Source organism: Janibacter alkaliphilus (assembly GCF_013408565.1).
GTDB classification, from domain to species: domain Bacteria; phylum Actinomycetota; class Actinomycetes; order Actinomycetales; family Dermatophilaceae; genus Janibacter; species Janibacter alkaliphilus.
This window is the reverse complement of record NZ_JACBZX010000001.1, coordinates 3,111,507-3,135,895: the sequence shown is the minus strand read 5'-3', so window position 1 is coordinate 3,135,895 and position 24,389 is coordinate 3,111,507. Positions and strand designations below refer to the sequence as shown.

22 protein-coding genes are annotated in these 24,389 nt (G+C 72.3%); 15 read left to right on the top strand and 7 right to left on the bottom strand.

What is annotated here, in order from left to right; genetic code table 11:
* Window positions 1-28 precede the first annotated feature (28 nt).
* Window positions 29-754, bottom strand: a complete 726-nt coding sequence (locus BJY28_RS14855) for a glutamine amidotransferase (RefSeq protein WP_179463682.1) — start codon at window positions 752-754, stop codon at window positions 29-31.
* 282 nt (window positions 755-1,036) lie between these two features.
* Here BJY28_RS14855 and recA point away from each other — a divergent pair, with 282 nt between their 5' ends.
* The 7 genes from recA (at window position 1,037) to miaB (ending at window position 8,970) form a co-directional block, all read left to right on the top strand.
* Window positions 1,037-2,077 (top strand): recombinase RecA, encoded by a 1,041-nt coding sequence (gene recA, locus BJY28_RS14850; protein ID WP_179464213.1) that lies wholly within the window; start codon window positions 1,037-1,039, stop codon window positions 2,075-2,077.
* Between the two features lie 2 nt (window positions 2,078-2,079).
* Window positions 2,080-2,817 carry a regulatory protein RecX gene (locus tag BJY28_RS14845; RefSeq protein ID WP_343037142.1) on the top strand — a complete coding sequence of 246 codons (738 nt, stop codon included), beginning with the start codon at window positions 2,080-2,082 and terminating at the stop codon, window positions 2,815-2,817.
* Window positions 2,818-2,875: 58 nt separating this feature from the next.
* Window positions 2,876-3,685, top strand: a complete 810-nt coding sequence (locus tag BJY28_RS14840) for a class I SAM-dependent methyltransferase (protein WP_246313426.1) — start codon at window positions 2,876-2,878, stop codon at window positions 3,683-3,685.
* Window positions 3,686-3,844: 159 nt separating this feature from the next.
* Window positions 3,845-5,506: a circularly permuted type 2 ATP-grasp protein gene (locus tag BJY28_RS14835; protein ID WP_246313912.1), complete on the top strand. Its 1,662-nt coding sequence runs from the start codon at window positions 3,845-3,847 to the stop codon at window positions 5,504-5,506.
* Window positions 5,506-6,426 carry an alpha-E domain-containing protein gene (locus BJY28_RS14830; RefSeq protein ID WP_179463681.1) on the top strand — a complete coding sequence of 307 codons (921 nt, stop codon included), beginning with the start codon at window positions 5,506-5,508 and terminating at the stop codon, window positions 6,424-6,426. Before BJY28_RS14835 ends, BJY28_RS14830 begins: the two co-directional genes overlap by 1 nt.
* Entirely contained in the window at window positions 6,423-7,271 is an 849-nt protein-coding gene (locus BJY28_RS14825; protein ID WP_179463680.1) for a transglutaminase N-terminal domain-containing protein, read from the top strand. Before BJY28_RS14830 ends, BJY28_RS14825 begins: the two co-directional genes overlap by 4 nt.
* A 184-nt stretch (window positions 7,272-7,455) precedes the next feature.
* A complete protein-coding gene (gene miaB, locus BJY28_RS14820) occupies window positions 7,456-8,970 on the top strand; it encodes a tRNA (N6-isopentenyl adenosine(37)-C2)-methylthiotransferase MiaB (RefSeq protein WP_179463679.1) in 1,515 nt (504 codons plus the stop codon).
* Window positions 8,971-9,047: 77 nt separating this feature from the next.
* On the opposite strand, the gene BJY28_RS14815 is transcribed toward miaB, so the two are convergent.
* Complete coding sequence (locus BJY28_RS14815; protein ID WP_179463678.1) at window positions 9,048-9,218, bottom strand: Rv0909 family putative TA system antitoxin; 171 nt, start codon at window positions 9,216-9,218, stop codon at window positions 9,048-9,050.
* Between the two features lie 203 nt (window positions 9,219-9,421).
* On the opposite strand from BJY28_RS14815, the gene BJY28_RS14810 reads away from it, so the two are divergent.
* From BJY28_RS14810 to dapF, 4 genes are all read left to right on the top strand, one after another.
* Window positions 9,422-9,973 (top strand): YceI family protein, encoded by a 552-nt coding sequence (locus BJY28_RS14810; protein WP_179463677.1) that lies wholly within the window; start codon window positions 9,422-9,424, stop codon window positions 9,971-9,973.
* 89 nt (window positions 9,974-10,062) lie between these two features.
* Complete coding sequence (gene def / locus BJY28_RS14805; protein WP_179463676.1) at window positions 10,063-10,644, top strand: peptide deformylase; 582 nt, start codon at window positions 10,063-10,065, stop codon at window positions 10,642-10,644.
* 47 nt (window positions 10,645-10,691) lie between these two features.
* Entirely contained in the window at window positions 10,692-11,657 is a 966-nt protein-coding gene (gene miaA / locus BJY28_RS14800) for a tRNA (adenosine(37)-N6)-dimethylallyltransferase MiaA (RefSeq protein ID WP_343037141.1), read from the top strand.
* On the top strand, window positions 11,654-12,541 hold the full coding sequence (gene dapF, locus BJY28_RS14795; RefSeq protein ID WP_179463675.1) for a diaminopimelate epimerase: 888 nt from the start codon (window positions 11,654-11,656) through the stop codon (window positions 12,539-12,541). The genes miaA and dapF overlap by 4 nt, the downstream gene beginning before the upstream one ends.
* Window positions 12,542-12,647: 106 nt before the next feature.
* On the opposite strand, the gene BJY28_RS14790 is transcribed toward dapF, so the two are convergent.
* The 4 genes from BJY28_RS14790 to BJY28_RS14775 all read right to left on the bottom strand — a co-directional run bounded on the left by BJY28_RS14790 (window position 12,648) and on the right by BJY28_RS14775 (window position 16,739).
* Window positions 12,648-13,574: an endonuclease domain-containing protein gene (locus BJY28_RS14790; protein WP_179463674.1), complete on the bottom strand. Its 927-nt coding sequence runs from the start codon at window positions 13,572-13,574 to the stop codon at window positions 12,648-12,650.
* 102 nt (window positions 13,575-13,676) lie between these two features.
* On the bottom strand, window positions 13,677-14,330 hold the full coding sequence (locus tag BJY28_RS14785; RefSeq protein ID WP_179464203.1) for a methyltransferase: 654 nt from the start codon (window positions 14,328-14,330) through the stop codon (window positions 13,677-13,679).
* An 84-nt stretch (window positions 14,331-14,414) separates the two neighbouring features.
* A complete protein-coding gene (gene glpK, locus BJY28_RS14780; RefSeq protein WP_179463673.1) occupies window positions 14,415-15,941 on the bottom strand; it encodes a glycerol kinase GlpK in 1,527 nt (508 codons plus the stop codon).
* Window positions 15,942-16,016: 75 nt separating this feature from the next.
* The gene (locus BJY28_RS14775) at window positions 16,017-16,739 is read right to left on the bottom strand and encodes an MIP/aquaporin family protein (RefSeq protein WP_179463672.1); all 723 of its coding nucleotides are present in this window, start codon (window positions 16,737-16,739) and stop codon (window positions 16,017-16,019) included.
* 195 nt (window positions 16,740-16,934) lie between these two features.
* Here BJY28_RS14775 and BJY28_RS14770 point away from each other — a divergent pair, with 195 nt between their 5' ends.
* From BJY28_RS14770 to BJY28_RS14755, 4 genes are all read left to right on the top strand, one after another.
* The gene (locus BJY28_RS14770; RefSeq protein WP_179463671.1) at window positions 16,935-18,641 is read left to right on the top strand and encodes a glycerol-3-phosphate dehydrogenase/oxidase; all 1,707 of its coding nucleotides are present in this window, start codon (window positions 16,935-16,937) and stop codon (window positions 18,639-18,641) included.
* A gap of 102 nt (window positions 18,642-18,743) precedes the next feature.
* Window positions 18,744-20,306, top strand: coding sequence for a GTPase HflX (gene hflX, locus BJY28_RS14765; RefSeq protein WP_246313424.1), 1,563 nt, complete (start codon window positions 18,744-18,746; stop codon window positions 20,304-20,306).
* 77 nt (window positions 20,307-20,383) lie between these two features.
* Window positions 20,384-21,097 carry a beta-phosphoglucomutase family hydrolase gene (locus BJY28_RS14760; protein ID WP_179463670.1) on the top strand — a complete coding sequence of 238 codons (714 nt, stop codon included), beginning with the start codon at window positions 20,384-20,386 and terminating at the stop codon, window positions 21,095-21,097.
* Window positions 21,094-23,547, top strand: a complete 2,454-nt coding sequence (locus BJY28_RS14755; protein ID WP_179463669.1) for a glycoside hydrolase family 65 protein — start codon at window positions 21,094-21,096, stop codon at window positions 23,545-23,547. Before BJY28_RS14760 ends, BJY28_RS14755 begins: the two co-directional genes overlap by 4 nt.
* Window positions 23,548-23,734: 187 nt before the next feature.
* On the opposite strand, the gene BJY28_RS14750 is transcribed toward BJY28_RS14755, so the two are convergent.
* Entirely contained in the window at window positions 23,735-24,325 is a 591-nt protein-coding gene (locus tag BJY28_RS14750; RefSeq protein WP_179463668.1) for a LysE/ArgO family amino acid transporter, read from the bottom strand.
* Window positions 24,326-24,389 lie beyond the last annotated feature (64 nt).

Sequence of the window (24,389 nt, the reverse complement as noted above, 5' to 3'; positions counted from 1 at the left end):
GACCGTCGGGCGGACGGATAGAGCCGGGTCAGCGGGCGTGACGGGCGACGAAGGTGCGCAGCACCTCGCGGACGTCGCCGACGTCCGCGGCTCGGGCCTGGGCGACCAGCGCGTCAGCCTCCTCCGGCTCGCAGTAGCCGTGGCCGGCGTAGATCCGCAGCCGCTCGGCGAGGCTGTCGGCGTCCAGCTCGGGGTGGAACTGGGTGGCGTAGACGTTGCGGCCGATCCGGAACATCTGCACCAGGCAGGCCTCGCCGGCCACGAGCAGCGTCGCGCCCTCCGGCAGCACCCGGCAGGCCTCCTTGTGCCCGACGATGGCGTGGAAGTGCTCGCCGACCCCGGCCAGCAGCGGGTCGGTGCGCCCGGCCTCGGTCTGGGTCAGGCGAACCGAGGTCGGCGGCTCGCCGAAGGTGCGGTCGACGACCCCGCCCGGCAGCGAGCCGAGCACACCCACGCCGAAGCAGGCGCCGAGGAAGGGGTGGTCGGCGGCCACCACCCGGGCCACGAGGTCGGCCAGCTCGGCCTCGACCCGGCGCTGCACCGCGGTCTTCTCACGGTCCGTGACGTTGAAGGGGCTGCCCCCGACGATGAAGCCGCTCCAGTCGTCGAGGTCGATCCTCGGCAGCGGGTGCTGCTCCAGCCGGTGCCGGACGAGCTGGTCCTCGCGCAGCCCGCTGTAGCGCAGGAAGGCGGCGTACTCGTCGTCGGCGGCGACGTCGTCGGCCCGGGTGGCCAGCAGCAGGAAGGGCTTCACCCGAGCAGGGTAGGTGGCGCGGGTCGGGGCGCGGGCGGCGTGTCGGCGCGCCGGTGCTTGCCTCGAACAGATGTTCGTCTACGCTCGTCCACAGGTGCCCTCCCGGCGACCTCGAGGTCCACAGCCTCACGGCGGCCGCGGACCGTTGTCGGTGGGGGCTCCTAGCGTCTGACCTGACACGCAACGAGCCCGACAGCGTCGACGGTCGCCGGTGGACGCGCCCGCGCACGAGTGAGAAGAGAGAGGTGTGGCATGGCCGAGGTCACCGCCATCGACAGCAAGATGCAGGAGCAGAAGCTCAAGTCCCTGGACACCGTCATGGGACAGATCGAGAAGGCCCACGGCAAGGGCGCGGTGATGCGCCTCGGCGACGACGTGCGCCCGCCGATCGCGGTCATCCCCACCGGGTCGATCTCCCTGGACGTCGCCCTCGGCATCGGCGGGCTGCCCCGCGGCCGGGTCGTCGAGGTCTACGGCCCGGAGTCCTCGGGCAAGACGACCGTCGCGCTGCACGCGGTCGCCAACGCGCAGAAGGCCGGCGGCATCGCCGCCTTCATCGACGCCGAGCACGCGCTCGACCCGGAGTACGCCAAGAAGCTCGGCGTGGACACCGACGCGCTGCTGGTCTCCCAGCCGGACACCGGCGAGCAGGCGCTGGAGATCGCCGACATGCTCATTCGCTCCGGCGCGCTGGACATCATCGTCGTCGACTCGGTGGCCGCGCTGGTGCCGCGGGCGGAGATCGAGGGCGAGATGGGCGACAGCCACGTCGGCCTGCAGGCCCGGCTGATGAGCCAGGCGCTGCGCAAGCTCACCGGTGCGCTGAGCACCTCGGGCACGACCGCGATCTTCATCAACCAGCTGCGCGAGAAGATCGGCGTGATGTTCGGCTCGCCGGAGACCACCACCGGTGGCAAGGCGCTGAAGTTCTACGCCTCGGTGCGCATCGACGTGCGCCGGATCGAGACCCTCAAGGACGGCAGCGAGCCGGTCGGCAACCGCACCCGCGCCAAGATCGTCAAGAACAAGGTCTCCCCGCCCTTCAAGCAGGCCGAGTTCGACATCCTCTACGGGCAGGGCATCTCCCGCGAGGGCGGCCTCATCGACATGGGGGTCGACCACGGCTTCGTCCGCAAGGCCGGCGCCTGGTACACCTACGACGGCGACCAGCTCGGTCAGGGCAAGGAGAACGCCCGCACCTTCCTCAAGGACAACCCTGAGCTCGCCGACGAGATCGAGTCCAAGATCAAGACCAAGCTCGGCATCGGCGTGCAGCCCGAGGCTCCGGTCGAGGAGCCGGCCGAGGTCCCGGTCGACTTCTGATCGTGGCTCCGCAGGAGAGCGCGCCGGCGACCGCCGCACCGCAGCAGGCCGAGATCGATCGGCTGCGGGCGGCGGTCGCCCGCGTCGAGGCGGGTGAGACGGCGCAGGCGGGCGAGACAGGGCAGCCGGGAGAGGCAGCGCAGGCGGGCGAGGCGTGGCAGCCCGGCGAGTCCGACGCGGGCGCGGGCCTCGGCGTCCGCGGTCCGGGTGCCCCCGGCCGTCCGGTGCCACCACCTGCGCCGGAGGTGGACGAGGAGGCCGACCCCTACGCGGTGGCCCGCGCGGTGGTCCTCCGCCTGCTCACCGGCTCCCCGAAGAGCCGTGCCGAGCTGGAGCGGGCGCTGCGCCGCAAGGGCTGCGCCGACGACGTGGCCGCCGAGGTGCTCGACCGGATGGAGCACGTCGGCCTGGTCGACGACACCGCCTTCGCCGAGACCTTCGTCCGCTCCAAGCAGGCCACCCGCGGCCTGGCCGGCCGCGCACTGGCCCACGAGCTCCGGGCGAAGGGGGTCGACGAGGAGACCGCCCGGGGCGTCCTCGACGAGATCGACCCGCACAGCGAGCGGGAGACCGCCCGCGCGCTCGTGGAGAAGCGGCTGGGGCGGATGCACGGACTGGACCGCGACGTGCAGACCCGGCGGCTGGCCGGGATGCTCGCCCGCAAGGGGTACGGCGGCGAGGTCGCCCACGGCGTCATCCGGGAGTGCCTGGACGCCCTGCCCGAGCACCGCCGCGACTGAGGTGCATCGCGCGTCCCAGCCGGGGTTCGAGGTGCCAGGACCGTGCCAGGCTGGGCCCATGCAGCCCACCTCAGCGTCCGAGCGTGACGTCTCGCCAGCCTCCGCCTCCGGCCAGATGCTCGAGCCCGAGACCGCCCGGGCCTGGGTGGAGAGCTGGGATCGTCAGCAGGCCACCTTCTTCGACGACCGCGAGGAGCGGTTCCAGGCCGTGCTGGACGTCCTGGAGCACACCCTGGACCGACCGGACCCGCTGGTGCTCGACCTGGGGTGCGGTCCTGGGTCGCTCACCTCCCGGCTCCTGGCGCGGTTCCCGCAGGCGCGGGTGATCGCCGTCGACATGGACCCGCTGCTGCTCGGGCTGGCTCGGGCCGTGCTCGACGAACGCGCCAGCGTGCAGCAGCTGGACCTCCGGGACGAGGGGTGGCTGGAGCGTCTGGCCCTGGACCGTGCGCCCGACGCGGTGGTGAGCAGCACCGCGCTGCACTGGTTGGACCGGCCCGAGCTGCAGTCCGTGCTGCGGGGGGCCGCGGCGGCGCTGCGACCCTCCGGGGTGCTGGTCGACGCCGACCACATCCCCCTCGGGGACGACTCGCGCCTCGTCGACCTCGAGAGTCACCTCACCCGCCGCAGCGCCGAACGGTACGAGGACGAGGGCGCCCTGGGGTGGCAGCAGTGGTGGGACGCCGTCGCGGCCGCGCCGGAGCTCGCCGACCTGATGGCCGAGCGTGCCACGGCCGCTCTCGAGCACGAGGTGCAGCATCGTGCGGTCGTGCAGGACTACCTCGACGCCCTCACCGAGGGCGGGTGCCGCAGCGTCGGCGTGGTCCGCCAGGTCGGTGACGACCGGGTCCTCGTCGGTCTGCGCTGACGACACCCCGCAGCACCCGGGGACACCGCCGCGAAACATCGCCCCCCTAGGGTGGGGGACGTGACGCAGGTACACGGACAGACGCAAGGCGACGGGGCCGCGCGCTCGTCGGGGCCCAGCCTCTTCAGCGAGTACACCGCCGGACGCGCCTGGGACGAGATGCTCGACGAGGGCGGCACCCCCCGGGCGCCGTACAAGCCGATCCATCACACCCTCCGCTCGATGGACGCGGACAGCCTCAAGGACCGCGCGGACGCCCTCGCGCGCACCTTCCTCGACCAGGGCGTGACCTTCGACCACGCCGGCGAGGAGCGCCCGTTCCCGCTGGACGCGGTGCCCCGGGTCATCGACGCCGACAGCTGGCAGACGGTCGAGCGCGGCGTCGCCCAGCGGGTGCGCGCCCTGGAGGCCTTCCTCGACGACATCTACAGCCGCAGCTCTGGCGTGCCGCGCGCCGTCGAGGACGGCATCATCCCGTGGAAGCTCATCGCCACCTCGAGCCACTACCACCAGGCCGTCGCCGGGATCCGGCCCACCAACGGGGTGCGCGCCCACGTCAGCGGCATCGACCTCATCCGTGACGAGCAGGGCACCTTCCGGGTGCTGGAGGACAACGTCCGGGTGCCCTCGGGCGTCTCCTACGTCATCGCCAACCGCCGGGCGATGGCCAACGTCTTCCCCGAGGCCTTCGCCACGATGCGGATCCGGCCGGTGCACGACTACCCGCGGATCCTGCTGGAGGCGCTGCGGGAGTCGGCCCCCGAGGGGCACAGCGACCCCACCGTCGTCGTGCTCACCCCCGGCGTCTACAACTCCGCCTATTTCGAGCACACCCTGCTCGCCCGGATGATGGGCGTCGAGCTCGTCGAGGGCCGCGACCTCGTCGTCCGCGGCGGCGAGGTGCGGATGCGCACCACCCACGGCGAGGAGCGCGTCGACGTCATCTACCGACGCATCGACGACGACTTCCTCGACCCGGTGCACTTCCGCCGCGACTCCATGCTCGGGGTGCCCGGGCTGGTCTCGGCGGTGCGGGCCGGCCGCGTCACCCTGGCCAACGCCATCGGCAACGGCGTCGCCGACGACAAGCTCGTCTACTCCTACCTGCCGGACCTCACCCGCTACTACCTCGAGGAGGACCCGGTCCTGCCGAACGTCGACACCTACCGGTGCAACGAGCCGCAGGCGCTGGCCACCGTGCTCGACCGCCTCGACGAGATGGTCGTCAAGCCGGTCGACGGCTCCGGCGGCAAGGGCCTGGTCATCGGCCCGGAGGCCAGCGGCGCCGAGCTGGACGAGCTGCGCGGCAAGCTGGAGCGCGACCCCCGCGACTGGATCGCCCAGCCGGTCGTCCAGCTCTCCACCGTGCCCACGCTCATCGACGGCGGGCTGCGCCCGCGGCACGTCGACCTGCGCCCCTTCGCGGTCAACGACGGCAACGACGTCCGCGTGCTGCCCGGCGGCCTGACCCGGGTCGCGCTCCCGGAGGGCCAGCTGGTGGTCAACTCGAGCCAGGGCGGCGGCAGCAAGGACACCTGGGTGCTCGCCGGGCGCTACGCCAAGGTGCCCACCGGCGAGGAGACCGAGGTCATCCTGCTCGGCGGCACCGCCTCGGCGCCGGAGACCGAGCAGGCCGAGGCCGAGGTCGCCGCCTCCCGCGAGCGCGGCGAGAGCGCCGAGCTCGACGGGGGCGTGGCCATGGGCGGCCAGGACCCGGCCGTGCCACCCCCCGAGCTGCCGGTCGATCCCACGAGCAGCGACACCCCGAGCAGCGACCCCGTGAGCGGTGACCCCGCGAGCAGCGACGGAGGGAGGGCCTGATGCTCAGCCGGATCGCCGACAGCCTCTTCTGGATCGGCCGCTACATCGAGCGGGCCGACGGCACCGCGCGGATCGTCGACGTGCTGCGGCTGCAGCTGCTCGAGGACCCCAGTGCCGACGAGGGCCTCTCCGCCCGGCTCGTGCTGCACGGGGCCATGGGCTACGACGACGTCGAGCAGGCCACCTTCGACGACGTCGGCCGGATGCTCGTCTTCGACGCCGCCAACCCCAACGCCATCTCCGGCTCGTGGCTGGCCGCGCGGGAGAACGCCCGACGCGCCCGCGAGACCATCTCCACCGAGGTCTGGGAGTGCATCAACACCACCTGGCACCGGTGGAACGGCCTGGGCACCCGCGCGGTCACCCAGCAGCACCTCGGCTGGGTGCGCGAGCGCAGCGCCCTGGTCGCCGGGGTCGCCGACGCGACGATGAGCCACGACGACGCCTGGGACTTCCTCGCGCTCGGCCGCTCGCTGGAGCGGGCCGACATGACCGCCCGGATGGTCGCCACCGGCGCCCAGTCCTACGGGCCCACCTGGGGCAGCGTGCTGGCCAGCTGCGGCGCCCAGCAGTCGATGCTGCGGACCATGCGCGGGGTGGTCACCGACCGCACCGCGGCCGCCTTCCTCACCCTGGACCGGCGCTTCCCGCGCTCGGTCATCGCCGCCCTCAACGAGGCCGAGGACCGGCTCATCGCGCTCGCCCCGGACAAGGACCGGATCGGTTTCTCCGACGAGGGCCGACGGATCCTCGGGCAGGTGCGGACCCAGCTGGAGTTCACCGACCCGGACGCGGTGCTGGCCGAGCTGCCGGCGCACATGATGGCCGTCCAGGACGCGGTGATGGCCGCCTCCGAGGCGATCGGCGACCGCTACTTCAACTCGGCTCCGGTGCAGGAGTGGACGGGAGAGACGCTGTGAGCACCCGACGGCACCGCATCGTGCACCGCACGACGATGACCTATGACGGCGAGGTCACCGCCTCGCACAACGAGCTGCGGATGATCCCGGTCACCGAGCCGGGCCAGACCACCCTGGAGTCCCGGGTGAAGGTGCGGCCGCTGACCTGGAGCCACGTCTACACCGACCACTGGGGCACCGAGGTCATGGCGATGGAGAGCCAGACCCCGCACCGCAGCCTGGAGATCGAGGCCACCAGCCTCGTCGAGCGCTTCGAGGTGCCGGCCGAGGACGAGGCCGGCGGCTGGGCGGCGCTGGAGGACGAGCGGCTGCGCGACCGGCTCAGCGAGTACCTCGACATCACCGAGCGCACCCAGCCGGCCGACGGCCTGGTCGAGCTGGCCGAGGGCGTGCGCAGCGAGGAGTCGTCGGGGGCGGCGGCCCGGCTGCTCGTGGAGCGGATTCACGAGCGGATGACCTACCAGCGCGGGATCACCGGGGTCCAGGACACCGCCGCCGTCGCCTGGGGGCACGGGAAGGGGGTGTGCCAGGACTTCGCGCACATCACCCTCGGCGCGCTGCGCTCGATCTCCGTCCCGGCCCGCTACGTCAGCGGCTACACCACCCAGGACGCGGTGCGCAGCGAGCCCGGGAGCACCGAGGTGGGCGAGAGCCACGCCTGGGTCGAGTACTGGGACGGTGACTGGTACGGCCTGGACCCGACCAACCTCACCCCGGTCGGTCTCGACCACGTCGTGGTCGCCCGCGGCCGGGACTACGACGACGTCGCCCCCTTCCGCGGCATGTACGTCGGCCCCGAGCTCGTCGACCTCTCCGTCGAGGTCGCCATCTCCCGGATCACCTGACCTCGACATTCCTAGGACTGTCTCCCCGGACCGCGCGCGCTGCCGGTCCGGAGCGACAGTCCTAGGAATGTCAGCGACCCCAGAGCGCTCCGGTCCGCGGCGGTGGTCCGGGTGACGGTGGAGCGGGCGAAGGGGGTCGGGCGTGACCGGGAGGGGAGCGCACGACGCGTACCCTGGACCGGTCATGACTGCCGCCAAGACCTACGACGTGCGCACCCACGGGTGCCAGATGAACGTGCACGACTCCGAGCGGATCGCCGGGCTGCTGGAGACCGCCGGCTACGTCGACCTCGCCAGCCTCCCCGAGGGGGAGCGCGCCGAGACCGCCGACGTCGTCGTCTTCAACACCTGCGCGGTCCGGGAGAACGCCGACAACAAGCTCTACGGCAACGTCGGCCAGCTGCGCCCGGCCAAGCAGCGCAACCCGGACATGCAGATCGCCGTCGGCGGGTGCATGGCCCAGAAGGACCGTGAGCAGATCACCGAGCGGGCGCCCTGGGTGGACGTCGTCTTCGGCACGCACAACATCGGCTCGCTGCCGGCGCTGCTGGACCGCGCCCGGCACAACCGGGAGGCCCAGGTCGAGATCCTCGAGTCGCTGGAGACCTTCCCCTCCACCCTGCCCACCCGCCGCGACTCCGCCTACGCCGGCTGGACCTCGATCTCGGTGGGCTGCAACAACACCTGCACCTTCTGCATCGTCCCGGCGCTGCGCGGCAAGGAGAAGGACCGACGGCCGGGCGAGATCCTCGCCGAGCTCGAGGCGCTGGTCGACCAGGGCGTCGTCGAGATCACCCTGCTGGGGCAGAACGTCAACTCCTACGGCGTCGAGTTCGGCGACCGCTACGCCTTCGGCAAGCTGCTGCGCGCCTGCGGCGAGATCGAGGGGCTGGAGCGGGTGCGCTTCACCAGCCCGCACCCCGCCGCCTTCACCGACGACGTCATCGACGCGATGGCCGAGACGCCGAACGTCATGCCCAGCCTGCACATGCCGCTGCAGGCCGGCTCGGACCGGGTGCTCAAGGCGATGCGCCGCAGCTACCGCAGCGAGCGCTTCCTCGGCATCCTCGACCGGGTGCGCGAGCGGATCCCGCACGCGGCGATCACCACCGATCTCATCGTCGGCTTCCCGGGGGAGACCGAGGAGGACTTCGCCGAGACCATGCGGGTCGTCGAGGCGTCCCGCTTCGCCTCGGCCTTCACCTTCCAGTACTCGATCCGCCCGGGCACCCCGGCCGCCGAGATGGCCGACCAGGTGCCCAAGCCGGTGGTGCAGGAGCGCTTCGAGCGGCTGGTGGCGCTGCAGGACGAGATCAGCTGGGCGGAGAACCGCGGCCAGGAGGGGGAGACCCTCGAGGTGCTCGTGGCCACCGGCGAAGGGCGCAAGGACGAGCGCACCGACCGGATCTCGGGCCGGGCCCGGGACAACCGGCTGGTGCACGTGGCCGTGCCCCAGGGGGCCGAGCGACCGCGGCCTGGCGACGTCGTCGAGGCCGAGGTGACGTACGGCGCGCCGCACCACCTGCTGGCCGACTCCGGTCTGACCGGCGGCACCTACCGGGTGCGCCGCAGCGCCGGCGGGGACGCCTGGGAGCGCGCGCAGGCGCAGCCGAGCGGCAAGCCCGCGGTCTCCCTGGGGATGCCGCGGATCGGTGCCCCGGAGCCGGTCGAGGTGCCCACCGCCCCCTGCGGAGCCTGACCCACCGATCGGGCGCGCGCACGACGAAGGCCCATCGCAGCCGTGGCTGCGATGGGCCTCGTCGAAGCTGTGGGGCGTTACTCGCCGATCTTGCCGTCGAGCGTCTCCTTGCCCTTGTCGACCTGGTCCTGGCCGACCCCCTTGCTCTCGGCGAACTCGCCGCCCTTCTCCAGACCCTGGTCCGAGACGTCCTCGACCTTGTCGGAGTTCTGGTCGGCAGCGTCCTTGGCCTTGTCGAAGAGACCCATGCGTGTTCCCCTCTCGTCGTGGGCGGCGCATCTCGCCGCCTCGGTGACTCCACCCAAACAGTCGTTGAAGGTGTTCGCAACCGGATCGGACGAACTGGGAATAGTTTAGGGTTCAATCGCATTGGACCGTGCGTACCACGGTTCGTGCGTACCGACCCGTGACGCAGACCGCGTCACCCTCGACCTCGAAGGAGCAGCTCACGATGAGCGACGTCACCCAGATCCCCGCCGGCACCTACACCATCGACGCCAGCCACTCGGAGGTCGGCTTCACCGCGCGGCACGCGATGGTCACCAAGGTCCGCGGCGCCTTCAGCGACGTCGAGGGGACCGTCACCGTCGGCGAGGACTTCGCCGGGTCCAGCGCCCGGGCGACCATCGGCGTCGACTCGGTCGACACCCGCAGCGCCGACCGCGACGGACACCTCAAGAGCGCTGACTTCTTCGACGTCGAGCAGCACCCGAGCATCACCTTCACCTCGACCGGCGTGCGCGAGGTGGCCGGTGACCGCTTCGTCCTCGACGGCGACCTCACCGTCAAGGGCGTCACCAAGCCGGTCAGCCTGGACGCCGAGTACTTCGGCACCGCCCAGGACCCCTTCGGCAACACCCGGATCGGCTTCTCCGCGACCACCGAGGTCGACCGCGAGACCTGGGGCCTGAGCTGGAACGCCGCCCTGGAGACCGGCGGCGTGCTCGTCTCGAAGAAGATCGTGCTCACCCTCGAGGTCTCGGCCATCCAGCAGGCGGCCTGACCCCGGTCGCACCCCCTCGCACGACACCGCGTCCTGCACGCCGGGCACCCCGGCGTGCAGGACGCGGCTGGTGGGAGACAATGCCCGCCATGACGATCCACCCGATCACCATCACCGGTGAACCGGTGCTGCACACCCGCGCCGCCCAGGTCACCGAGATCGACGACGAGGTGCGCCGCCTCGTCGCGGACATGCACGAGACCTGCGAGGCCGCGCACGGGGTCGGCCTGGCCGCCCCGCAGATCGGGGTGGGCCTGCGCATCTTCGTCTGGCAGATGAAGAACGACGACGGCGTCCCCTCCCGCGGGCACGTCATCAACCCCTTCGTCCGGGCCGCCAAGCCGGTCGTCGGCGAGCCGGACCGGGAGAACGAGTCGGAGGGCTGCCTGTCCGTGCCGGGCTACTCCTACCCGCTGCGCCGCGGGGAGAGCGCCGAGGTCAGCGGCTACGACCTCGACGGCCAGGAGCTCTCCTTCACCGCCACCGGCTGGTTCGCCCGGTGCATGCAGCACGAGTACGACCACCTCAACGGCTTCCTCTACGTCGATCGCCTCGGCGAGCCGTGGAAGAAGAAGGCGCGCAAGGCGACGAAGGGGGAGGGCTGGGGCGTGCCCGGGCTCACCTGGATGCCCGGCGAGGACGCCGACCCCTTCGGCCACGACGACGAGTGAGCGCGGGCCACGAGTGAGCCCGGAGGACCAGTGAGCCCGGAGGACGAGTGAGCGCCGAGCGCGAGTCGGCGGGCGCGGACGACGGGCGCCGTCTCCCCGAGGTGCTGGCGGTGGTCGGTCCGACCGCCACCGGCAAGTCGGAGCTGGCGCTGGAGCTGGCCCAGCGGCTCGACGGCGAGATCGTCAACGCCGACGCCATGCAGCTGTACCGCGGCATGGACGTCGGCACCGCCAAGCTGCCGACCGACCAGCGCCGCGGCATCCAGCACCACGTGCTCGACGTGCTCGCGGTGACCGACGAGGCCACCCTGGCCGACTACCAGCGCCGGTCGCGGGCCGCGGTCGAGGAGATCCTCGGTCGTGGCCGGGTCCCGGTGCTCGTCGGGGGCTCCGGGCTCTACGTCCGGGCCGCGCTGGACCACCTGGAGATCCCGCCCACCGACCCGCAGGTCCGGGCGCGCCTGGAGGCCGAGGCGGAGCGTCCGGGCGGGCCGGAGCGGCTGCGGGAGCGGCTGCGGCGGCTGGACCCCGAGGCCGCGGCGGCGATCGAGCCGCGCAACCTGCGCCGGGTCGTGCGCGCGCTGGAGGTCGTCGAGCTCACCGGACGGCCCTTCTCGGCGACCGCTCCTGCGAAGCGGTACCTGCGGCCCAGCCTCGTGGTCGCCCTCGACCTCGATCAGGACCTGCTGCTGCCGCGGATCGAGCGGCGGGTGCGCCGGATGTGGGACGAGGGCCTGCTGGACGAGGTGCGGGCGCTGGACGCCCAGGGCCTGCGCCAGGGACGGACCGCCTCCCGGGCGATCGGCTACGCCCAGGCGCTGGATCACCTCGACGGGCGCAGCAGCGCCGAGCAGGCGATGGCCGACACGGCCCGGGCCACCGGCCGCTACGCCCGGCGGCAGCGGTCCTGGCTGCGTCCCGACGAGCGGGTGCGGTGGCTCCCGGCTGGGGCCCCCGACCTCGGGGACCGGGTGCTCGACCTGGCCCACGACCCGGCAGAATGGACGCCATGACCGGCATCCCCTTCACCAAGGGCCACGGCACCGAGAACGACTTCGTCCTCCTGCCGGACCTCGACGGCTCCCTGGAGGTCGGGGCCCAGGAGGCGGCGCTGCTGGCCGACCGGCACGCCGGGATCGGCGGCGACGGGGTCATCCGGATCGTGCCGACCCGGCTGGCCGCCGAGGACGACGTGCGCGCCCAGGCCGACGAGGCGCCCTGGTTCATGGACTACCGCAACGCCGACGGCTCGGCCGCCCAGATGTGCGGCAACGGCACCCGCGTCTTCGCCGCCTGGCTGCGGCGCGAGGGGCTCGTCGGCGCCGGCGAGACCGCGATCGCGACCCGCGCCGGGGTGCGCCGGGTGCGATTCGACGGGGACCACGTGGTCACCCACATGGGCACCTGGCGGCTGGCCCGGCCCGAGGAGGCCGGCGACCAGGGCTTCGACGCCCTGGTGCACGTCGCCGAGGCCGAGGAGATCAACGAGCCCTACAGCGCGCTCTCGCTCGACCTGGGCAACCCGCACACCGTCGTCGCCCTCCCACCGGGCATCTCCCTCGACGGTCTCGACCTCACCCAGGCGCCGGTGGTGCGTCCTGTGCCGCCGGAGGGGACCAACGTCGAGCTCGTACGGGTGCTCGGCCCCGGCCACCTGGCGATGCGGGTGCACGAGCGCGGGGTCGGCGAGACCCGCTCCTGCGGCACCGGGGTGTGCGCGGCGGCGCTGGCCATGGGTGTGTGGTCCGGCACCGCCGACGAGAGCTCGACCTGGCGGGTCGACGTGCCCGGCGGCAGCCTGACGGTCAACGCCCTTCCCGGTCAGCAGGTCGAGCTCGCCGGCCCGGCGGCCCTCGTCGCCGACGGCACCACCACCCTGCTGACCCGACAGTCCTAGGACTGTCGCGCAGGCCCGCGTGCGCGCGCGGTCCGGGCGGACACTGCCGGTCCATGGAGGGGGAGCCACCCCTCCCGCAGGGTGGCCGCCCACGCGGGGCGCTCGTTCACGCGGGCCGGCCGTACCGGGCGGCGCTGATCGCCTCCATGATCCGGGCCTGCAGGCGTCGCGGATCCTCCAGGTTATCCCAGGTGACCCGCACGACGACCATGCCGTGCGCGCGGATCCGGTCCTCCCGGCGCTTCTCGGCGACGAGCGCGGCACGCCCGTCGTACTTCACGGCTCCGTCGAACTCGATGATCACCGGGGCGTCGTCCAGGACGAAGTCCGCCCGGTACCGGGCGTCCCCGCCCCCGATCCAGACCTGCGGGGTGAAGCGCAGCCCCATCTGGTGCAGGGCGTAGGCGGTCCGGGTCTCACCCACCGACTCGTGCCGACCGTCGGCCCGCTCGACCAGCCGGGACAACCGGTGACCTCGTCGTCGGGCGGTCATCGTCTCGGCCGCCCCTGCCAGCTCAGGGATCGTCATCATCCCTTCGCGAAGGGCGGCGTCAGCCGTGACGAGTGCCGGCTGCAGCCCCGCCACGAGCGCGGTCTGGCACACCCCTTCGGCGGTCGTCACGAGGTGGACGGAGCGAGCGGCCAGCCGGATCTCCTCGGGCTCGGCGCGCCCCTCCGAGGGACACCACAGGGTCAGCCCGGCGCGCTTACGGGTCTTGCCCGGGGACAGGCGGGTGAGGTGCGCGCGGGAGCGGTCCACCCCGTAGACCGGGAGCCCACGCAGCAGCGACGCCGAGTAGTGGCTCGGCGTGGCTCGGCCCGCGTAGGCGATGGCCATCGCCAGGCTGAGCAGGCGGTGGTAGGCGTCCGCAGTCAGCTCGGTCTCCGGGGCGTACCAGCCCTGGACCAGTCGGGTGACCTCACCCTGGCGGGCCGCAAAGGCCAGCGCGCGCCGGTCGATGCCGTGCTGCTCGGCGAACCCGGTGGACACGACGCCGCTCGGCGCGAGCAGGTACAGATCGCTGAGGTGCATGCCCGGGAGCATCGCGGATCGGCCGAGATCGGCGGCGGTGTCATCCACAGGCCCGCCGATGTCCGCCAGGACCGCGCGCGCGTGCGGTCCAGCGCGACTGTCCTAGGACTGTCGGGTCACGCGCAGCACCCGGAAGCCCTTCTTGGATGCCTCGCGGGTGACCACCAGCCCCAGCTCGTCCGTGATCCACCGGGCCAGGGAGTCGGCACCGAGGTTCTTGCCGACGACCAGCCAGGCCTCACCGGTCGGTGCCAGCCGGGGCAGCCAGGTGGCCAGGATCGCGTGCACGGCGGCCTTGCCCACCCGGATCGGCGGGTTGCTCCAGATGAGGTCCAGCGGCGCCTCCGGGCCGTCCTCGGGACGCACCGCCCGGACCCGGTCGCACCCCAGGGCGGCCGCGTTGCGGCGGGTGAGGTCCAGCGCCCGCTCGTTGACGTCGACCGCCCACACGTCGGCCTCCGGCGAGCTCAGCCCCAGGGTGAGCGCCAGCGGACCCCAGCCGCAGCCCAGGTCGAGCAGCGTCCCCGTCGGCAGGGGAGCGGGCACCGTCTCCAGCAGCACCGCGGTGGCCTTGTCGAGACCGCCGGGGGAGAAGATCCCCCCGGCGGTCTCGACCGTCACCTGGCGATCGGCCAGCCGGACCTCCAGCGGACGACGCTCGCCGTCACCGGCGGGCCGGGCGGTGAAGTAGTGCTCGGTCCCCTCGGAGCCGTGCTGCTCGGACCCCTGCCCCTCGGTCCCCTGCTGCTCGGACACGGGCGGCTCGGACACGGGCGGCTCGGACACGCCGCACACCCTACGGGCCGGCGCGCTCGGTCGATCCGGCCCGGTCGAGCCGGCTCAGTCGACGTCGTCGTCGACCCAGTCCAGGGTGCGGGTGACCGCCTTCTTCCAGTTCCGGAAGAGCCGGTCGACCTGCTCGGAGTCCATGTCCGGGCTCCACCGCTGCCCCTCGCCCCAGTTGTCGGTGATGTCGTCGGTCGAGGACCAGTAGCCGGTGGCCAGGCCGGCCGCGTAGGCAGCGCCCAGGGCGGTGGTCTCGGCGACCTTCGGGCGGATGACGTCGATGCCCAGGATGTCCGCCTGGAACTGCATGAGCGTCTCGTTGGCCACCATGCCGCCGTCGACCTTGAGCTCGGTGAGGTCGCTGCCGGCCCGGGTCGCGTCGGCCTGCATCGCCTCCAGCACCTCCTTGGTCTGGAAGGCGGTGGCCTCGAGCACCGCCCGGGCGATGTGCCCCTTGTTGGCGTAGCGGGTGAGCCCGACGATGGCGCCGCGGGCGTCTGGCCGCCAGTGCGGGGCGAAGAGCCCGGAGAAGGCGGGTACGAAGTACACCCCGCCGTTGTCGTCGACCCCCTTCGCCAGGGTCTCGATCTCCGGGGCGTCCTTGATGAGGCCGAGGTTGTCGCGCACCCACTGCACCAGCGAGCCGGTGACCGCGATCGAGCCCTCCAGGGCGTAGACCGGCTTGTCCTCGCCCAGCTGGTAGCAGACCGTGGTGAGCAGGCCGTTGTCGCTGCGCACGATCTCGGTGCCGGTGTTCAGCAGCATGAAGTTGCCGGTGCCGTAGGTGTTCTTCGCCGTCCCTGGCTCCAGGCAGGCCTGGCCGAAGGTGGCGGCCTGCTGGTCGCCGAGGATGCCGGCCACCGGGGTGCCGTTCAGCACGCCCGGCTTGCACTCGCCGTACTCCTCGGAGGAGCTGCGGATCTGCGGCAGCATCGCCCGCGGCACCCGGATCGCCTCGCACAGCTCGTCGTCCCAGTCCAGCGTGGCCAGGTCCATGAGCAGGGTGCGGCTGGCGTTGGTGACGTCGGTGACGTGCACCCCCTCGTTCTCGCCGCCGCCGGTGAGGTTCCACAGCACCCAGGTGTCCATCGTCCCGGCGAGCAGCTCGCCGGCCTCGGCGCGCTCGCGGGCGCCGTCGACGTTGTCCAGGATCCAGGCGATCTTCGGTCCGGCGAAGTAGGTCGCCAGCGGCAGCCCGGTCTTCTCCTTGAAGCGCTCCGGGCCCGCGTCGCCGCCGATCTCGTCGACCATCTTCTGGGTACGGGTGTCCTGCCACACGATGGCGTGGTGGATCGGCCGGCCGGTGGCCTTCTCCCACACCACCGCGGTCTCGCGCTGGTTGGTGATCCCGACGCTGTCGATGTGCTTGCTGTTGAGGTTGGCCGAGCTGAGCGCGCCGCCGATCACCTTGCGGGTGTTCTTCCAGATCTCCTCGGCGTCGTGCTCGACCCAGCCCGCCCGCGGGAAGATCTGCTCGTGCTCGACCTGGTCGACCGAGATCACCTCGCCGGAGTGGTCGAAGACCATCGCCCGGGTGCTCGTGGTGCCCTGGTCGATCGAGAGGACGTAGGTGTCAGCCATGCTCTTCCCTTCGGGTCCGGCCACGGGCGCTCCGCGGCGGTGCGGTCGTGCTCATCATCAGACGTGGCCCCATTCTCAGACGTAGCCCAGCGCGTTGGCCAGCAGTCCGGCCAGCACGCCGCCGGCGATCGGCCCCACTACCGGCACCCAGGCGTAGCCCCAGTCGCTGTCGCCCTTGCCGGAGAAGGGGAGCGCGGCGTGCGCGATCCGCGGCCCCAGGTCCCGGGCCGGGTTGATCGCGTAGCCGGTCGGTCCGCCCAGGCTCACCCCGATGCCGAGGACGAGCAGCGCCACCGCCAGCGGACCCAGGCCGCTGGGGGTCTGGCCGAAGGCGATGATGACGAAGACCAGGACGAAGGTGGCGATCGCCTCGGTCACGAGGTTCCACACCGGGTGACGGATGCCCGGGGCGGTCGAGAAGATGCCGCGCTTGGCCTCGGGCTCGGTCTCGGCGTCGTCGAGGTGCTGGCGGTAGGCGAGCCAGCAGAGCGTCGCCCCGAGGATCGCGCCGAGCAGCTGGCCGCCGAGGTAGGCCAGCACCTGCACCGCCGAGAGGTTGGCGCCGGAGGCGAGCAGACCCAGGGTCACCGCCGGGTTGATGTGCGCCTCGGACTCGTAGGCCACGTAGACGCCGGCGAAGACGCCGATGGCCCAGCCGAAGGTCACCATGAGGAAGCCGCCGCTGAACCCGGTGGTCTGCCGCAGGGTGACGTTGGCGACCACCCCGCAGCCGAGCAGGATCAGCGTCGCCGTCCCGAGCAGCTCGGACAGGAAGATCGTGCCGGAGGAGACGTCCATGTCTGCCGCCTTTCGTCGTCGTCCGGGTCCGCTGGGGGACGGGCCCGGGCCGCCACGAGGTGCCGGACCCCCACCCTAGGACTACAGTGGCCGTAGCGCTCGTCGAAGGGCGTGGCCGCGGCTCCACCTCGGTCCACCGGTCCGAGGTGGCGGCACCGATCCGTTGCGGCACAGGCGATCTGAGCAGGAGGACACATGCCCACGGCAACCGTGCTGAACCAGGAGTACCGCTCGGCCGCCTGGCGCTCGCTGGGTGAGGACGAGTTCGACGTGCTGGTCGTCGGTGGCGGGGTCACCGGCGCCGGGGTGGCCCTGGACGCGGCCACCCGAGGGCTGCGGGTGGCCCTGGTCGAGCAGCGCGACTTCGCCTCCGGCACCTCCTCGCGCAGCAGCAAGCTCTTCCACGGCGGGGTGCGCTACCTCGAGCAGCTGAACTTCGCGCTGGTCCGTGAGGCGCTGCAGGAGCGCGAGCTGATGCTCACCCGGATCGCGCCGCACCTGATCAAGCCGGTGAGCTTCCTCTACCCGCTGGAGCACGCGGTGTGGGAGCGGCCGTACGTCACCGCCGGGCTCACCCTCTACGACACCATGGGCGGTGCCCGCTCCGTCCCGCGCACCAAGCAGCTCTCCCGCCGGGGCGTCGGCAAGATCGCCCCCGGCCTCAAGCGCGACTCCTACCACGGTGGGCTCGTCTACTACGACGCGCACTCCGACGACGCCCGGCACACCTTCACCGTGGCCCGCACGGCGGCCGCCTACGGCGCGACCGTGCTCACCTCGGCGAAGGTGGTCGGCCTGGAGCACGCCGGCGAGCGGGTCGTCGGCGCCCGGGTGAGCGACGTCGAGACGGGCGAGGAGACCACCGTCACGGCCGACGTCGTCATCAACTGCACCGGGGTGTGGACCGACGACATCCAGACGATGGCCGGCGGCCGCGGCCGCTTCCACGTGCGCGCCAGCAAGGGCGTGCACATCGTCGTCGCCCGCGACCGGCTCAACGCCGAGACCGGGATCATCCTGCGCACCCCGACCTCGGTGCTCTTCTGCATCCCCTTCGGCCAGCACTGGATCATCGGCACCACCGACACCGACTGGAACCTCTCCCGCTCGCACCCGGCGGCGACGAGCAAGGACATCGACTACATCCTCGAGCAGGTCAACTCGGTGCTGACCACCCCGCTGACCCGCGACGACATCCAGGGCGTCTACGCCGGGCTGCGGCCGCTGCTCGCCGGCGAGGACGAGTCCACCAGCCAGCTCAGCCGCGAGCACGCGGTGGCCCGGCCCCAGCCCGGGCTGATCTCCATCGCCGGCGGCAAGTACACGACCTACCGGGTGATGGCCAAGGACGCCGTCGACGCCGCCCGGGAGGACCTCGCCGCCGGGGTGCCGGACAGCGTCACCGAGCACATCCCGCTGGTCGGCGCCGAGGGCTACCAGGCGCTGGTCAACCAGGTCGAGGCGCTCTCCCGGCGGCACGACCTGCCGGTGTGGCGGCTGACCCACCTGCTGGACCGGTACGGCTCGCTGACCACCCGGCTGCTGGAGATGATCGACGCGGACCGCTCGCTGGCCGATCCGCTGCCCGGGGCGGAGGAGTACCTCACCGTCGAGGTCGTCTACGCCGCCCGCGAGGAGGCCACGTTGCACCTCAACGACCTGCTCACCCGGCGCACCCGGATCTCCATCGAGACCCCGGACCGCGGCGTCGAGGCCGCTCGGGCGAGCGCCCCGATCCTGGCGCGCGAGCTCGGCTGGGACGAGCAGCGCACCCGGGACGAGGTGGACCACTACGAGCGTCGGGTCGCCGCCGAGATCGAGTCCCAGGAGATGACCGACGACGAGCACGCCAACGCCGAGCGGATCGGCGCCGTGGACATCCGGCACCGCGCGAAGGGGTGAGCCGGCGCCGGTGGTCGGGCCCAGGGTCCGACCGGTCACGGCCACCGGCGGCGGACTAATCGCTGGCGCGCGGGCGTTCTCCGGTGAGAACCTGAGGAGAACATGAGCGAACCACTGCGCGACCAGCACGCCACCGACGAGCCCGACGAGACCTCGGGCGCGACCGCCTCCGAGCAGCCCGGCGGGGCCGACCGGCACGTCGAGCGCGTGCTCGGCCGGCGCGCCCAGGCCCTGGCCGACCCCGACCGGGCGTCCGAGGGCTACGGCGACGGGCACGACCGCTACGACGACTACGACGGCGACCAGCTCGACCGCGAGGAGCGCTCGGCGCTGCGCCGCGTCGCGGGTCTGTCCACCGAGCTCGAGGACGTCACCGAGGTCGAGTACCGGCGGCTGCGCCTGGAGCGGGTGGTGCTGGCCTCGGTGTGGTCCGACGGCACCGCCGAGGACGCCGAGAACTCGCTGCGCGAGCTCGCTGCGCTCGCCGAGACCGCGGGCAGCCACGTCCTCGCCGGCGTGCTGCAGCGCCGCCAGCGTCCCGACCCCGGCACCTACCTCGGCTCCGGCAAGGCCGCCGAGCTGCGGGACGTCGTGCTCGCCGAGGGCGCCGACACGGTCGTCTGCGACACCGAGCTGGCCCCGAGCCAGCGGCGCGCCCTCGAGGACGTCGTCAAGGTCAAGGTCATCGACCGGACCGCGCTGATCCTCGACATCTTCGCCCAGCACGCCAAGAGCAAGGAGGGCAAGGCGCAGGTCGAGCTCGCCCAGCTGCAGTACCTGCTGCCGCGGCTGCGCGGCTGGGGCGAGTCGATGTCCCGCCAGGCCGGTGGTCAGGCCGCCGGCGGGCAGGGGATGGGCTCGCGCGGACCCGGCGAGACGAAGATCGAGCTGGACCGCCGCCGGATCAACAGCCGGATCGCGAAGCTCAAGCGCGAGCTCGCCGGGATGAAGACCCACCGGGACACCCGCCGCTCCGCGCGCCGCAGCCACCAGGTGCCCTCGGTGGCCATCGCCGGCTACACCAACGCCGGCAAGTCCACCCTGCTCAACCGGCTCACCCACGCCGGGGTGCTCGTCGACAACCAGCTCTTCGCCACCCTGGACACCACGGTCCGGCGGGCCGAGACGACCGACGGCCGCGAGTACACGCTGGTGGACACCGTCGGCTTCGTCCGGGCGCTGCCGCACCAGCTCGTCGAGGCCTTCCGCTCCACCCTCGAGGAGGTCGTCGACGCCGACCTGCTGCTGCACGTCGTCGACGGCAGCCACCCGGACCCGGAGGGGCAGATCAGCGCGGTGCGGGCGGTGCTGGCCGACGTCGACGCCACCGACGTCAAGGAGGTCGTCGTCGTCAACAAGGCCGACCTCGCCGACCCCGAGGTGGTCGATCGGATCCTGCGCCAGGAGCGCTACGCCGTCGCCGTCTCGGCACGGACCGGCGAGGGGGTGCCCGAGCTGATGCAGGTCGTCGCCGACGAGCTGCCCCGGCCGGACATCGACGTCGAGGTGCTGCTGCCCTACGACCGGGGCGACCTGGTCAGTCGGGTGCACGACGAGGCCGAGGTGCTCGCCGAGACCTACGAAGGGGAGGGCACCCACCTGCGTGCCCGGGTCCACCCCGACCTCGCCGCCGAGCTCGACCCCTTCCTCGCCGCCACCGCCTGAGTCCTCGCCGCGACCGTCGGCGACGACCTGCCGCCGCAGCGTTTCGCCCGGGAGCGTTCTCTCTCTAGGCTGTCGGCGTGGACTGGACCCCCTACGACGCTGCCCTCTTCGATCTCGACGGCGTGCTGACCCCGACGGCGACCGTGCACATGGCGGCATGGTCGGAGATGTTCAACGACGTGCTCGCCGGCATGGACGGCCAGGAGCCGTACACCGACGCCGACTACTACGCCTACGTCGACGGTAAGCCGCGCTACGACGGGGTGCGCTCCTTCCTCGCCGCGCGCGGGATCGAGCTGCCCGAGGGCGATCCTGAGGATCCGCCGGAGGCCGAGACCGTGTGCGGGCTCGGCAACCGCAAGAACGACGCCTTCAACGCGGTGCTGGAGCGGGACGGCGTCGCCGCCTACCCGGGGTCGCTGGCGCTGCTGCGGGCGCTGGGGGAGACGACGGTGCAGCTGGCGGTGGTCTCCTCGAGCAAGAACGCCCCGGCCGTGCTCGCCGCCGCCGGCATCGCCGACCTCTTCCCGGTGGTCGTCGACGGCGCCGTGGCCAGCGCCGACGGCCTGCCGGGCAAGCCGGAGCCGGACACCTTCCTCGCCGCCGCCGAGCGGCTGGGCGTCACCAAGGAGCGTGCCGTCGTCCTCGAGGACGCCGAGTCGGGCGTGGCCGCGGGTCGCGCCGGCGACTTCGGGCTCGTCGTGGGGGTGGACCGCGGGGCCGGCGAGCAGACGCTGCGCGAGCGCGGCGCCGACGTCGTCGTCACCGACCTCGAGGAGCTGCTCCCGTGACCCCGCCGAACGGCCGCAGCGACCACCCGGGCGCCGAGGACCGGCTCGGCGACCCGGTGGACCGCACCCGCTTCCCCGTGGACCCCTGGCGCCTCGTCGAGGCCGAGCCGGACAACGAGACCCTCGGGCGCGACGAGACCCTCTTCGCCGTCGGCAACGGCTACCTCGGCATGCGCGGCAACCCCACCGAGGGCCGGGACGCCTACGCCCACGGCACCTACGTCAACGGCTTCCACGAGACCTGGCCGATCCACCACGCGGAGCAGGCCTTCGGCTTCGCCACCACCGGGCAGACGATGGTCAACGCCCCGGACGGCAAGCTCATGAAGATCTACGTCGACGACGAGCCGCTGCTGCTCTCGACGGCCGACCTGGACCACTACGAGCGGAGCATCGACTTCCGCGAAGGGGTGCTCCGCCGGGAGATCCTGTGGACCACCCCGTCGAGCAAGCAGGTGCGCATCCGCACCAGCCGGATGGTCTCCTTCACCGAGCGGCACCTGGCGGTGATGTCCATCGAGATCGAGATGCTCAGCGGCGACGCCCCGGTGGTCATCTCCTCGCAGATCCTGAACCGCCAGGACGGCCGGGACGAGTACTACGTCAAGGACGCGGCGATGGGCGAGGGCTTCGACCCGCGCAAGACCGCCACCTTCGACCACCGGGTGCTCGAGCCGCAGCTGGACTGGCACAACGACGAGCGGATGATGCTCGGCTACCGCGCGGCGAACTCCGGGATGACCCTGGCGGTCGGCGCCGACCACCACCTGGAGACCGAGAACGAGTACACGGTCAACGACATCACCGAGCCCGACCTCGGCAAGAAGGTCTTCCAGATCGAGGCGCGCGAGGGGCAGCCGGTCCGGCTGGTCAAGACCGTGGCCTACCACACCTCGCGGGGGGTGCCCGCCCGGGAGCTGGCCGACCGCTGCCGCCGCACCCTGGACCGGGTGGCCCGGCACGGGGTCGAGCACTACGTCGCCGAGCAGCGGGAGTGGCTGGCCCGCTTCTGGGAGAACTCCGACATCGTCGTCGAGGACCAGCCGGAGGTGCAGCAGGCCATCCGGTGGAACCTCTTCCAGCTGGCCCAGGCGACCGCCCGCTCCGACCAGCTCGGGATCGCCGCGAAGGGGGTCACCGGCTCCGGCTACGAGGGGCACTACTTCTGGGACACCGAGGTCTACGTCATCCCCTTCCTCGTGCACACCATGCCGGACGTCGCCCGCAGCGTGCTGCGGGCCCGGGTGGCGATGCTGCCGCAGGCGCGCGAGCGGGCTCGTGAGCTCTCCGTCGCCGGGGCGCTCTTCCCGTGGCGGACGATCAACGGCGAGGAGGCCTCGGCCTACTACGCAGCCGGGACCGCGCAGTACCACATCAACGCCGACATCGCCTACGCCATCGCCAAGTACGTCGACGCCACCGGGGACGTGGAGTTCCTCGCCAAGGACGGCGTCGAGGTGCTCGTCGAGACCGCGCGGATGTGGGCGGACCTCGGCTTCTGGCGCGAGGAGGACGGCCGGCGGACCTTCCAGATCCACGGCGTCACCGGGCCGGACGAGTACACGACCGTGGTGAACAACAACCTCTTCACCAACGTCATGGCCCGCGGCAACCTGCTGCGGGCGGCCGAGGCGGTCGACGACCTCGACGCCATCGCCGGCGACCGGGCGCCGCACCTGCGGACCCGGCTGGGGCTCAGCGACGAGGAGTCCCGCGAGTGGCGCGACTGCGCCGAGGGGATGTGGATCCCCTATGACGAGGAGCTGGGCATCCACCCGCAGGACGACCAGTTCCTCGACAAGGAGATGTGGGACCTGGAGCACACCGGGGAGGACCAGCGGCCGCTGCTGCTGAACTTCCACCCGCTGGTGATCTACCGCTTCCAGGTGCTCAAGCAGGCTGACGTCGTGCTGGCGCTCTACCTGCAGGGCAACGCCTTCACCGCCGAGGAGAAGCGCCGCAACTTCGACTACTACGACCCGATCACCACCGGCGACTCGTCGCTCTCGGCGGTGGTGCAGTCGATCATCGCCGCCGAGGTGGGGCTGCCGGAGACCGCGCTGGCCTACTTCGACGCGGCGCTCTACACCGACCTCGGGGACCTGCACCACAACACCTCGGACGGGGCGCACATCGCCTCGACCGGTGGGGTGTGGAACGCGCTGGTGCAGGGCTTCGGCGGGATGCGCGGGCACGACGGGGCGATCAGCTTCGACCCGCGGCTGCCGCGCGAGTGGACGTCGATGACCTACCCGCTGCGGGTGCGCGGGACGCGGGTGCGGGTGCACCTGACCGGCGAGACGATGACGGTGACCGTGGAGGAGGGCGACGAGCTCGCCTTCACCGTCCGCGGCGGCGAGCACGTCGCGCGGGCCGGTGCGCCGGTGACCGTCAGCCTGGACGACCTGCTCGACACCCCGATGGTCGACCTCCCCTACATCCCCGGCTGACGCTCACCTCACCTGTCTCCCCTTTATCGGGTTACCCGATAAAGGCTCCTTTGCGGGACAAGGCTTCTCCGGGGAGCGAGAGGTTCTCGGCGAGCCTGATGCGTCGGTGATGGAGACGGCGGGCGAAGGGGGAGTGACTCCCCTTCGCCCGCCGACGACCGGTGAGAGCCGACGCGGCACCGCGCCGTCACGCGGTGACGAGGTGCGCGGCCAGCCCGATCATCGCCATGCCGATGACGCCGTCGACGACCCGCCAGGTACCGGGGCGCGCCAGCGGCCGGGCCAGCGCCCGCGCCCCCAGGCCGAGACCGGTGAACCAGACGATGCTGCCGAGCACGGCGCCGCCGGCGAAGACCCATCGCTGGTCGCCGTGGCTGTTGGCGATCGAGCCGAGCATCACCACGGTGTCGAGGTAGACGTGCGGGTTGAGGAAGGTCAGCGCCAGCGTGGTGAGCACCACCGACCCCTTGGAGACGGGCGCGGACTCGGTCAGGCCCTGCGGGCGCACCGCCCGACGCAGGGCCAGCAGCGCGTACCCGGCGAGGTAGATCGCCCCGACCCACGTGATGACCCGGATGGCCGTCGGGTGGTCCTGCACGATCGCGCCGACCCCGGCTGTCCCGGCCAGGATGAGCAGCGCGTCGGCGCCGGCGCACAGGGCGACGACCACCGCGACGTGCTCGCGCCTGATCCCCTGGCGGAGGACGAAGGCGTTCTGCGCGCCGATCGCGACGATGAGGGCGAGTCCGGTGACCATGCCGGCGAGAAGAGTGAACATGTCGACGACGCTATGGCCGCGCGTTGCATGAGGGAAGCGAAAGAAACTGCATCTGCATTAGCAT